This window comes from Acinetobacter sp. YH12155 (genome assembly GCF_013418255.1).
In the GTDB taxonomy this organism is placed as follows: domain Bacteria; phylum Pseudomonadota; class Gammaproteobacteria; order Pseudomonadales; family Moraxellaceae; genus Acinetobacter; species Acinetobacter indicus.
The window spans coordinates 1-11,541 of sequence record NZ_VPCK01000033.1 but is presented as its reverse complement, the minus strand read 5'-3'; the positions used below and the strand labels follow the sequence as shown (position 1 = coordinate 11,541).

The 11,541-nt window shown below is 47.6% G+C and carries 9 protein-coding genes and 1 pseudogene; 6 read left to right on the top strand and 4 right to left on the bottom strand.

Annotation, left to right across the window (positions count from 1 at the left end):
• Window positions 1-124 precede the first annotated feature (124 nt).
• Window positions 125-838 (top strand): annotated as a pseudogene (locus FTU86_RS13125) (SAM-dependent methyltransferase); the annotation flags it as partial.
• 10 nt (window positions 839-848) lie between these two features.
• Complete coding sequence (locus tag FTU86_RS13120; protein ID WP_160241584.1) at window positions 849-1,289, top strand: GNAT family N-acetyltransferase; 441 nt, start codon at window positions 849-851, stop codon at window positions 1,287-1,289.
• A 56-nt stretch (window positions 1,290-1,345) separates the two neighbouring features.
• Here the strand turns inward: FTU86_RS13120 and FTU86_RS13115 are convergent, their stop codons facing one another.
• The 4 genes from FTU86_RS13115 to FTU86_RS13100 form a co-directional block, all read right to left on the bottom strand.
• Entirely contained in the window at window positions 1,346-1,678 is a 333-nt protein-coding gene (locus tag FTU86_RS13115; RefSeq protein WP_104473664.1) for a hypothetical protein, read from the bottom strand.
• Between the two features lie 176 nt (window positions 1,679-1,854).
• Entirely contained in the window at window positions 1,855-3,987 is a 2,133-nt protein-coding gene (locus FTU86_RS13110) for a 3-hydroxyacyl-CoA dehydrogenase NAD-binding domain-containing protein (RefSeq protein ID WP_160241583.1), read from the bottom strand.
• An 11-nt stretch (window positions 3,988-3,998) separates the two neighbouring features.
• Window positions 3,999-5,204: an acetyl-CoA C-acetyltransferase gene (locus FTU86_RS13105; RefSeq protein ID WP_160241582.1), complete on the bottom strand. Its 1,206-nt coding sequence runs from the start codon at window positions 5,202-5,204 to the stop codon at window positions 3,999-4,001.
• 181 nt (window positions 5,205-5,385) lie between these two features.
• The gene (locus FTU86_RS13100) at window positions 5,386-6,396 is read right to left on the bottom strand and encodes an AraC family transcriptional regulator (RefSeq protein WP_034597576.1); all 1,011 of its coding nucleotides are present in this window, start codon (window positions 6,394-6,396) and stop codon (window positions 5,386-5,388) included.
• Window positions 6,397-6,613: 217 nt separating this feature from the next.
• On the opposite strand from FTU86_RS13100, the gene FTU86_RS13095 reads away from it, so the two are divergent.
• The 4 genes from FTU86_RS13095 to FTU86_RS13080 all read left to right on the top strand — a co-directional run bounded on the left by FTU86_RS13095 (window position 6,614) and on the right by FTU86_RS13080 (window position 11,359).
• Entirely contained in the window at window positions 6,614-7,732 is a 1,119-nt protein-coding gene (locus tag FTU86_RS13095; protein WP_016659813.1) for a CaiB/BaiF CoA-transferase family protein, read from the top strand.
• 277 nt (window positions 7,733-8,009) lie between these two features.
• Window positions 8,010-9,653 carry a nitrite/sulfite reductase gene (locus tag FTU86_RS13090; protein WP_016659814.1) on the top strand — a complete coding sequence of 548 codons (1,644 nt, stop codon included), beginning with the start codon at window positions 8,010-8,012 and terminating at the stop codon, window positions 9,651-9,653.
• Window positions 9,646-10,131, top strand: a complete 486-nt coding sequence (locus FTU86_RS13085) for a DUF934 domain-containing protein (protein WP_005175797.1) — start codon at window positions 9,646-9,648, stop codon at window positions 10,129-10,131. The genes FTU86_RS13090 and FTU86_RS13085 overlap by 8 nt, the downstream gene beginning before the upstream one ends.
• A 241-nt stretch (window positions 10,132-10,372) precedes the next feature.
• Window positions 10,373-11,359, top strand: a complete 987-nt coding sequence (locus tag FTU86_RS13080) for a diaminopimelate dehydrogenase (protein WP_005175800.1) — start codon at window positions 10,373-10,375, stop codon at window positions 11,357-11,359.
• Window positions 11,360-11,541 lie beyond the last annotated feature (182 nt).

The window sequence follows — 11,541 nt, the reverse complement described above, 5'->3', positions numbered from 1 at the left end:
TCAAATGGCGATTCAGCGTTTAATTGGTTTTGGGAAAAAAGAAGAGTTTAAGGAAATTTTGGCAATTTTAAGAAAGCAGAATCCTGATAGGATAAGGGTTCTGTGAAATTTGTCGTGTACAGAGAAATTTGTGGAAATTTTCTCCGGGGCCGTGGAGCAGCTCAACACTCAAGATCAGCCCTTGCATATTGTTGATTTTGGTTCCGGTAAAGGCTATTTAACCTTTGCCCTGTATGACTATCTGGCCAAGCATCAGCAGATACCGTATGTGACCGGTGTGGAACTGAATCCGAAAATGGTCGCGTTCTGTCAGCAGGTGGCGCAAGATTCCGGCTTTCAGCAACTGGACTTTTTCCAGGGCGATGTCCGTACCTATGCACCGGAACAGCTGGATGTGATGATTGCCTTGCATGCCTGTGATGTCGCCACCGACTTTGCCATTCACACCGGCATTCGCCTGAATGCACAAATGATTATGTGCGCGCCGTGTTGCCATAAAGAATTGCGTCCGCAGTTACAGGCACCCAAAGTGCTGCAACCGATGCTGCACTTTGGAATCCATGCCGGACAGCAAGCAGAAATGCTTACCGATACCATTCGGGCTTTATTGCTGAAAGCCTATGGTTATGAGACCAAGGTGTTTGAGTTTGTGTCACTGGAACATACCAGCAAAAACAAGATGATTCTGGCCACCAAACGCAAAGACTATACTGCGCCAGATGCGGCGGTGCTGGCCCAGATTCAGGCCTTAAAAGAACTCTATGGCATTCAGAAACATTCGCTGGAGCTCTTGCTGAATGATCAGTGGGACCAGCAGGATATCGGACGTAAATGTTAAGGATAAAACAATGAGCCAGATCAGTATTCATGCCGGCAGCTGGCAGGACTTGCAGGCCGATGCCAAAGTAATTCGTGAAGCGGTTTTTATTCAGGAGCAGGTGATTGCCCCGGAAGATGAATGGGATCAGGAGGATGCAGTAGCGCTACATTTTGTCGCGTATGCACAGCAGCAGCCGATTGCCACCGCACGGTTGCTCTCCAACCATAGCATTGGCCGGGTCGCGGTCTTAAAGTCTTACAGGGGCTTAGGTCTGGGCAAGAAAGTGATGGAAGCCATTATTCAGCAGGCCCAGCAGGAGCAGCGTCCGTTTCTGGTGTTGTCGGCACAAGTGTATGCCACCGGTTTTTATCAGCAGCTTAGTTTTCAGGTCGAAGGTGAGGAATATCTGGACTGCGGCATTCCACATATTCGGATGCGCCGTGAATTGCATCCAACCGAAGAAAAATAGCAATCTGCATCCAATAAAAAAGCGGACATGGAGTCCGCTTTTTTAATATTTGCTGATTAGTGACCGTGTCCAGTGGTATCGCTATGGCTTTCATCCATGGCAGCGTGTTCCGCTTCGGTCATTTGATGCTGTTCTGCACTGGCCGCCGCACGAGCTTCACGTGCTTCGCGATCAGCCTGAGCTTTGGCTAAAGCCTCTTCAGACATGGCAGGCGCATTTTTAAACGCATGTTGCTGGGTGTTGTGTTTATTCTGCTGGCTTGGCATATAGTCCGGTTCATTGCTCACGGCAAGATAGAACAGGCCAAGAAATAACGCACCTAAAACCGAGAAAATAATAAGTGCTTTCCAACCCCAAGGAGATTTTTCTGGAGATGAGTGGTCGGTCATAACAAACTGCCCAATTGGATAAAAAGAAAACTGAATCTGTTGAAACTTTATAACATAATTATTTCAAAGTCCAAGCCAAGAAAATGCTTTCCTTGCGCCGAGGCGCGGCTCAATACTGTCGCCAGAACAGACAAGAGGCCCTAAAGGCCTCTTGAATGCTACCCAGATGGATGGGTTTAAATTTGTTCACCTTGCGCGACTTTATCTTTCAATAACTGCGGTGGGGCAAAACGCTCACCATAGCGTTGTTCCAGAGCTTGTGCTCGGTTTAGCGCATCTTTTAGTCCATATTGATTCAGGAACTGCAGGGCACCACCTGTCCACGGGGCAAAACCAATCCCGAAAATCGAGCCGACGTTACCATCTACCACCGATTCCAGCACGCCTTCTTCCAGACAGCGCAAAGTATCCAGCGATTGGACAAACAGGAAGCGGTCAATCAGTTCCTGCTCATCGACAGTCTGCTCTTTTTTCCAGTAACTGAGGCCTTCCCAGAGCGATTTTTTGCCACCTTCAGGATAGTCATAGAACCCGGCGCCGGCTGCTTTACCTTTACGGTTAAACTGATGGATCATGGTTTCAATGACTTCATCTGCACCTGAGCGTGGGCGTTCTTTGCCTTCCGCCTGCAAGGCTTTGCGGGTTTCTGCCGCGACATGCTCGGATAAGGTCAGCGAGACTTCATCCTGAATCGCCAGCGGTCCAACAGGCATCCCGGCTTTGAGCGCGGCCATTTCAATTTTGGCCGGATGGATGCCCTCTGCCAGCATACGCAGACCTTCCTGCACAAAGGTACCAAACACACGGCTGGTAAAGAAACCACGACTGTCATTGACCACAATAGGCGTCTTGCCAATCTGCTGGACAAAGTCATAGGCCTTGGCCACGGTTTCACGATTGGTGTTCTGGCCTTTAATAATTTCAACCAGTTGCATCTTATCGACCGGACTAAAGAAATGCAGGCCAATAAAACGGCTTTGATCGTTCGCGGCTTGCGCCAGACCGCTAATGGGCAGGGTCGAGGTATTGGAGGCCATCACGCCATCGGCAGTCAGATAGCCTTCGGCTTCCTGGGTCACCTGTGCTTTTAATTGCTGATTTTCAAACACCGCTTCAATGATCAGGTCACAACCAGCCAGATCTGCGGTTGAGGCCGTTGGGGTAATGCGTGCCAGAATCTGGTCACGTTTTTCTGCAGTCATCCGCCCTTGAGCAACTTTTTTATCCAGCAGTTTCTGGCTGTAGGCTTTGCCTTTTTCAGCATTTTCTACAGCAACATCTTTCAGGATGACCGCAATGCCTTTAATGGCTGCAGCATAGGCAATTCCGGCACCCATCATTCCGGCACCTAAAATACCGACTTTTTTCGCCTGCCACTGCGGAATATCCTGTGGGCGGCTGGCACCGGATTTAATGGCATTCAGGCCATGCCAGAAGGTGCCAATCATATTTTTAGAGACCTGACCGGTCGCCAGATAGGTAAAATAACGTGATTCAATGGTCAGTGCGGTATCGACATCAACCTGTGCACCTTCGACCGCAGCCGACATAATTGCTTCCGGTGCTGGATAACAGCCTTTGGTCTTGTCACGTAAAATCGCCGGAGCAATCGCCAGCATCTGCGCCACCGCTGGATGTTTCGGATCACCGCCCGGAATTTTATAGCCTTTTACATCAAACGGTTGTTGTGATTTCGGATGTGCCTGAATCCAGTTGATGGCTTTTTGCAGCATTTCATCTGCTGAGTCGGCCGTGTCATGGATCAAGCCCAAAGACAGAGCTTTTTCTACCCCAAACTGTTTGCCTTCGATTAAAAATGGAAAAGCAGTTTGCAGGCCGAGCAGACGTACCATCCGCACGATGCCGCCACCGCCTGGCAGCAACCCTAAAGTCACTTCGGGTAAACCGAATCTGGTTTTCGGGTCATTCAAGGCAATGCGGTGATGGCAGCCCAGCGCCAGTTCCCAGCCACCGCCAAGAGCTGTGCCATTTAAGGCAGCCACCACCGGAATACCACGCGTTTCGATATAACGCAGCTGGGCTTTCATGCCTTCCACCATCTGGAAAAAATCGCTGGCCTGTTCCGGTTGAGCCTGAATCAGTTCATCGAGATCACCGCCGGCAAAGAAGGTTTTTTTGGCCGAACGGAAGATAATTCCGGCAATCTGTTCATCGGCTTTGAGTTTTTCCACGGTTTCCGCCAAAGCGGCACGGAAATCTGCATTCATGGTGTTGGCGGACTGGTTTGGCGAGTCTAGCGTTAAGATTACAATATTGTCGGCGTTTTTTTCGAATTGAATAGCGCTCATGCGGCTCCTCCTTAAACCAGTTCAATAATGGTGGCAATACCCATACCGCCACCGACACATAAGGTGGCCAGACCACGTTTTTTGCCCTGACGTTCCAGCTCATCCAGCAGGGTGCCTAAAATCATGGCACCGGTGGCCCCGAGTGGATGACCCATGGCAATTGCACCGCCGTTGACATTGACTTTGGCCGGATCGACCTGCATCTCGTTAATAAACCGCATCACCACCGCCGCAAAAGCTTCATTGACTTCAAACAGGTCAATGTCCTCAATGCTTAAGCCAGCTTTGGCCAGAGCTTTACGGGCTGCCGGTGCAGGACCGGTGAGCATGATGGTCGGGTCAGCACCAACCAGTGCCGTGGCCAGCACTTTGGCGCGTGGTTTTAAACCCTGTTCCTGTACGGCTTTTTTCGAGGCCAATAACACCAGCGCGGCACCATCGACAATACCGGAGGAGTTACCGGCATGATGCACATGCTGAATTTTCTCGACTTCAGGATATTTTTGCAGTGCAATGGCATCAAAACCCATCTGTCCCATCATTTCAAAACTTGGATTGAGTTTGGCCAGGCCTTCCGCGGTGGTATTCGGCTTAATAAATTCATCTTTGGCTAGAATTACAACACCGGCTTTGTCCTTGACCGGCACAATTGAACGCTCAAAATGACCATTGGCCTGCGCAGCCGCGGCTTTCTTTTGTGACTGCTCGGCAAAGGCATCGACATCGGCACGGCTATAGCCATCAATGCTGGCAATTAAATCGGCACCAATGCCTTGCGGGACAAATTTCGAGGCCATGTTGGTTTCCGGGTCCAGCGCCCACGGGCCGCCATCTGAACCCATTGGTACGCGGGACATTGACTCCACTCCACCGGCGACGACCAGATCTTCCCAGCCAGAGCGGACTTTTTGCGCGGCCAAGTTCACGGCTTCTAGACCGGAGGCACAGAAACGGTTGATCTGCACACCTGCCACATCATTGTTCCAGCCGGCAGCAATCGCTGCTGTTTTGGCAATATCGGCACCTTGATCACCGACCGGTGTGACGCAGCCCAGCACAATATCATCGACCTGGGCAGTATCCAGCTGATGGCGCTGTTTTAATTCACGCAACAGGGTGGTGACCAGACTGATCGGTTTCACTTCATAGAGTGAACCATCTTTTTTTCCTTTTCCGCGTGGTGTGCGAATGGCATCAATAATATAAGCCTCGCTCATGTGCTATCCCTTTGATGAGTTTTAAATTGTTATGCTTTTTGAGTGTAATGATTAATTGATGAAGTGCAATGACGAGAACGGGCGAGGTCAGATGATGCTTTTCGCCAATAAAAAAAGCCCTCACTTGGCGGTGAGGGCGGAGAGGAAGATCAAACCTGAAAAGACGTTGTCTAAAAAATGTTTAGTGATAACCGTGTAACTGGCGATATAGTCCTGGTGTCACTCCAGTCCATTTTTTAAAGGCACGGTGGAAGGTACTGGTTTCACTAAAGCCGACCTGTTGCGCTACATCTTCTAGCGTCAGTTCCGGATTCAGCAACAGGTGAATCGCGGCATCACGACGTAAGGCATCTTTGACGCCCTGATAGCTTTTACCTTCGGCTGCCAGACGGCGGCGCAGGGTTTGCGGCGACAGATACAGCATTGAGGCAACATCATTCAAGGTTGGCATTTCTTCGCCAATCTGGCTCTTCAGGACATCACGAATTCGTGAAGTTAAAGAGTTGGTATTTTTGAATTTCACTAATAACTGTGCCGGTGCCGCTTTCAGGAATTCTTCCAGGGTTTCTTCATTCTGGCGAATTGGCAAGTCCAGATAGTCGGCCGCAAAGGTAATTTCGGTACGCGGCATATCAAACTGCATCACTGGGGCGAAGAACAGCGCATCATATTCATCGGCATGGGCAGGGCGCTCATAACCAAAGTGGACACGTTCCAGCGGCAGACGGCGTTCAATTAACCACGATGCCAGACCATGCCAGATCATCAGCATACTTTCAGTAATAAAGTGGTCCGGGTCCATGCTCTTAGGAATTAACGGCACCAGACGGGCTTCGTGTTTGTCACGTTCCAGCGTCACCGACCATTCATCGCCAAACAGTTTATAGAACTGGGAGGACAGTTCTAAGGCATCACCCAAGGTTTTGGCATGGATGATCAGCTGGCACATGATGGCAAAAGTACCTAAGCGGCGGCCTTGAACATCAAAGCCAATGTGCTCGTCCTGAGTCACCATCCACAGCATTTTAATAAAACGGGTATATTGTTCTGGCGAGATTCGCGCTTTGGGCTGGCGTAACAGCTCGGCCTCAATACCCACGTGTGATAATAAGGTCTCGACGTCCATGCCAAGGCGTTTGACACCGGTTAGAGCCGCATTTACGAAGTGGATACTGATGGTATCGCGGCTCATATTAAAGCCTTCTGACTCTTTGTCTTTGGTAATCACGTATGTTTGACCTAAATGACATTAAAAATAAAGTTTTTGGCAATTTACTTGAGTTGTTTTGCCATTTTCACATATTAAATTGCCGAAATGATCAAGGTAAATGGCTGAACATGACATTGTGTTTATGCTTTTATATTTCTAAGATGATGAAAAAATCAACACAAATAGAGTAAAAACTCCAATGTCATACGCTTTAAACGGACTCAAAGTTTTAGATTTTTCCACCTTGTTACCCGGACCATTTGCCACGCTTTATCTGGCCGATTTAGGCGCAGAAGTGGTGCATATTGAATCACCGAACCGTCCCGATCTGGTCCGGCTATTTCCGCCCTATGCCAATGGCCAGGCGACTTCGCACAGTTACCTGAACCGCAATAAACAGTCGGTGACGCTGGATTTAAAAGACCCGGACAGCATTGCACAAATTAAAGCCAAAATTAAAGATTACGATATTGTGGTTGAGCAGTTTCGCCCTGGGGTAATGCAGCGTTTGGGGCTGGATTATGCCACATTGGCAGAAATTCATCCCGGACTGATTTATTGTTCCATTACCGGCTATGGACAAAGCGGTCCTTATCAGGCCAAGGCTGGACATGATATCAATTATTTAGCGCTTTCCGGTATTGCCGGGCATAGTGGCCGGGCACAGTCCGGGCCACCGCCAATGGGCATTCAGATTGCTGATGTTGCAGGTGGCTCACTACATGCGCTGGTCGGTATATTGGCCGCCGTCATTGAACGGCAAAGCAGCGGACAGGGACAATATATTGATATTTCCATGACTGACTGTGTGGCGGCCTTAAACAATATGGCTGCGGCAGCCAGCCTGGCCGGACAGGAACAGCAGCGTCCCGAAGCTGGCCATTTAAATGGCGCGATTTTTTATGACTATTATCGTACCTCAGATGGCCGCTATCTTTCGATCGGTGGTTTGGAGCCACAATTTATGCAAGGTCTGGCCGCGGTCCTGGAGTTGCCACTAATTGTGGAAAAAGGAAGTTCTTTTGATTCAGACGACCGGCAGGCGGTGAAACAGGCCATTGGCAATAAAATTCAATCCAAAAGCTGGGTAGAATGGCAGCAAATATTTGCCGAGCAGGATGTTTGTGTCGAACCGGTGCTGTATTTAGAAGAAGCACTGCATTCACCACTGGCCCAGCAACGCGAATGGGTGGTTCAAGTGCCACTGGAACAGGACAGCCCAGACACTGAAGCGCAGTTGGCCTGCCCGATTAAATTCTCGCGCTCCAAAGCTCGTTATGATTTCCGTGGCCAAGGTTTGGGGCAGGGGAACTGGTAACGCGCCGGTCTATAAAAGAGGTTTATCAGCCAATATAAGATGTTTATCCAGACCCAAAAGTGAGGATAAACATCTTATGAAAAAAAATGCTAAATAACGCAAAAAATAATGAAAGATCCAGAAAATAATAATGAATGGCTGCAAAGGCTTGCTTACAGCGCAAGTCCAGCTGACTTATCAATAAAATCGCTATGAAATATGTAAAAAACGCATTTTGTTGATAGATAAAATGTCGCTATCCTGTCGGTCGTTATAATGAAACTACTAGCTGTACGCCATGTATTTATATACTGATTTCGATCAGCAACTGATTAATGAACGTGTTGCGCAGTTCCGTGACCAGACGGAACGTTATTTAGCGGGCAAATTGACAGAAGATGAATATCGTCCACTTCGTCTCCAAAATGGTTTATATGTACAGCGCTATGCGCCAATGTTACGTATTGCCGTGCCTTATGGTTTAATGAGCTCGACCCAGCTGCGTAAAGTCGCCGCCTTGGCCAAGGCCTATGACCGTGGTTATGCCCACGTTTCAACACGTCAAAATATTCAGTTTAACTGGCCTGCACTAGAAAACGTGCCAGATATGCTGGCTGAACTGGCCACAGTTCAGATGCACGCGATTCAAACCTCAGGTAACTGTATCCGGAATACCACCACGGACCAGTATGCCGGTGTGGTCGCTGGTGAAATTGCCGATCCGCGTCCGACCTGTGAGCTGATCCGTCAATGGTCGACTTTCCATCCAGAATTTGCCTTCTTGCCACGTAAATTCAAGATTGCGGTATCTGCACTTGAAGAAATTGACCGTGCGGCAACTGCTTTCCATGATATTGGTGTGTATATTGTACGCAATGCAGCCGGCGAAATGGGCTATAAAATCATGGTTGGCGGTGGTTTGGGTCGTACCCCAATCATCGGTGCAGTGATTAAAGAATGGCTGCCACGTGAAGACTTAATTGCTTACTTGGAAGCAGTGCTGCGTGTCTATAACCTGCACGGCCGTCGTGATAACAAATATAAAGCACGTATCAAGATTCTGGTAAAAGCACTCACGCCAGAAGTATTTGCCGAGAAAGTTGAAGCTGAATTTGCACATACGGTGAAAACCTTAAAAGTCGATGCAGACACCCTGAAAAAAATGGATGAGAACTTTACGCCATTCGATTATCAGGACTATGCAGATGAGGACTTCACCGCGCTGTTTGCACAATATCCGAAGTTCAAGCAATGGTTTAACATCAATACCAATGCACACAAAGTGAAAGGCTACCGTATTGTCACCATTTCACTGAAACGTGCCGGTATTGCCCCGGGTGATGTCACCACGGAAGAAATGAACCTGATCGCTGACCTGGCTGATCAGTACACTTTCGGTGAATTACGTACTACACACGAGCAGAATATTGCGCTGGTAGATGTACCACAAAAAGACCTGTTTGCCTTATGGCAAACCCTGGATCAACACAATCTGGCGCGTGCGCACATTGGTTTCTTGACTGATATTATCTGCTGCCCAGGCGGTGATTTCTGCTCGCTGGCCAATGCCAAATCAATTCCAATTTCTGAAGCGATTTCACGCCGTTTTGATGACCTTGATACCATTTACAACCTGGGTAAACTGGATCTGAACATCTCCGGTTGTATGAATGCCTGTGGTCATCACCATGTCGGCAACATCGGGATTTTAGGTGTTGATAAAAAAGGCGCGGAATTCTACCAGATTACCCTGGGTGGTAATGCTGATCATGATGCCTCAATCGGTGACATCTTAGGGCCATCATTTGCTGCGGAAAAAGTGCCAGATGTGGTGGAAGAAATTTTAAATACTTATCTTGACCTGCGCCAGGAAGGTGAAGAGTTTATTGATACCTATCGCCGTGTAGGCATTCAACCATTTAAGGAGCGTGCATATGCTTAATACCGCACTACAAGTGCTCTCTAAAGATGGCACGATTGCAGACAATACTTACCAAATTATTGGTGAAGATGGCGTGTTACCACAAGGTGATGTGGTTTTAACGGTTGAGCAGCTCGATCAACTTGCTAATGTTTCAGGTAAAAAAGCATTGTACTTAACCGTAGATGCTTCGCCTGAAACCAATGAGTTTCCGTTAGATCAGCTCGATGCCATCTTTATTGAGTTTGCAGGCTTTAACGATGGTCGTGGTTATTCATTTGCAGCACTGCTTCGCCGTCAGGGTTTTGAAGGCGAACTCCGTGCCACAGGTGATGTATTTAAAGATGTACTGAACTATATGAAGCGTTCCGGTTTCGATACCTTCGTGATTAAAGAAGGTAAAGATATTCAGGAAGCGGCAGCCGGTCTGGGTGATTTTACCCATCCTTATCAGGCTTCGACGGCCGTGGCTCAGGCACGTTATCAAACGGGTGCTTAATTTCACCCGTTGCGAAAAACCTCCGTCAGGAGGTTTTTTTGTTTTTATGCGATAGATTTAGATCAGCATCGTCACTGACTTTGCTTTAATTTGGTGCAAATACAACATTGTGGCACAATATGGTGCATTCTGTGAGCAGGCTGAATCATGGCTTGAATCCACAGAAGAAGCACCCAATCATCTTCGTTTTATGAATCTGATTTGGAAAAGTTTAACTATTAGCTTGAAGTGATTTGTCTGTATGCAACATTCTATTCGTATTGGTATTGCTGGTTATGGCAATTTAGGGCGTGGTGTGGAAACTGCCATTCAAAAGAATCCAGATTTACAGCTTGTGGGTATTTTTACTCGCCGTGCGCCTGAAACTGTTTCACCCTGCTTTACTGAAACCAAAGTTTTTCATATGGATGCATTGGTTGACTTCCAGAATCAGATTGATGTACTGATTTTATGTGGTGGATCGAAAGATGATTTGCCTAAACAGACCCCTGAATTAGCAAGTAAATTTAATACTGTCGACAGCTTTGATACACACGCACGTATTCCAGAGTTCTTTGATGCTGTAAATGCGCCAGCACTTGCGAACAAGAAAACAGCCATGATTTCGATTGGCTGGGACCCGGGTATGTTCTCTATCAATCGTTTGTTCGGTGAAGCATTACTTCCAGACGGTGAAACCTATACCTTCTGGGGTAAAGGTTTGAGTCAGGGTCACTCAGATGCGATTCGTCGTGTTGAGGGTGTGAAAGCGGGTGTGCAATATACCATTCCCTCCACCGATGCGATGGACAAGGTGCGTAGTGGTTCACGTCCAGAGTTAAGCACCCGAGATAAGCATACGCGTGAGTGCTATGTGGTACTTGAAGGGGGTGCAGACGCAGCCAAGGTTGAACAGGCCATTGTGACCATGCCGGATTATTTTGCGGACTACAATACAACGGTAAACTTCATTGATGAAGAAACTCTTCGTAATGAACACAATCGTATGCCACATGGTGGATTCGTGATTCGTAGTGGCAATACCAGCGATGCCCATAATCAAGTCATGGAATTCTCTTTGAAACTGGAGAGTAATCCTGAGTTTACGGCAAGCGTATTGGTGGCTTATGCACGTGCGTGTTACCGCATGAACCAGATGGGTCAGTACGGTGCGAAAACCGCATTTGATGTTGCACCAGGTTTATTGTCGATGAAGTCACCGGAACAACTGCGTAAAGAAATTCTTTAAGTATTAAAATTTAAACGGTTACTTTAATTGTGATGATAAAAAGCCTCCAAGTGGATAATGCCAGTCAGTTAAGCAAATTTTAGTAAAATGTAGTAAAAATGAGTGTATGTAAATACGCTCATTTTTTTATGTCTTTATCTGAACATTTAGAATCCACTCTTGAACATGCTCTCCCATCACTT

Bases quoted from the DNA above. Each gene is read 5' to 3' on its own strand.
- FTU86_RS13120 (WP_160241584.1), top strand. From the start codon at position 849: ATGAGCCAGATCAGTATTCATGCCGGCAGCTGGCAGGACTTGCAGGCC.
- FTU86_RS13115 (WP_104473664.1), bottom strand. From the start codon at position 1,678: ATGACCGACCACTCATCTCCAGAAAAATCTCCTTGGGGTTGGAAAGCA.
- FTU86_RS13110 (WP_160241583.1), bottom strand. From the start codon at position 3,987: ATGAGCGCTATTCAATTCGAAAAAAACGCCGACAATATTGTAATCTTA.
- FTU86_RS13105 (WP_160241582.1), bottom strand. From the start codon at position 5,204: ATGAGCGAGGCTTATATTATTGATGCCATTCGCACACCACGCGGAAAA.
- FTU86_RS13100 (WP_034597576.1), bottom strand. From the start codon at position 6,396: ATGAGCCGCGATACCATCAGTATCCACTTCGTAAATGCGGCTCTAACC.
- FTU86_RS13095 (WP_016659813.1), top strand. From the start codon at position 6,614: ATGTCATACGCTTTAAACGGACTCAAAGTTTTAGATTTTTCCACCTTG.
- FTU86_RS13090 (WP_016659814.1), top strand. From the start codon at position 8,010: ATGTATTTATATACTGATTTCGATCAGCAACTGATTAATGAACGTGTT.
- FTU86_RS13085 (WP_005175797.1), top strand. From the start codon at position 9,646: ATGCTTAATACCGCACTACAAGTGCTCTCTAAAGATGGCACGATTGCA.
- FTU86_RS13080 (WP_005175800.1), top strand. From the start codon at position 10,373: ATGCAACATTCTATTCGTATTGGTATTGCTGGTTATGGCAATTTAGGG.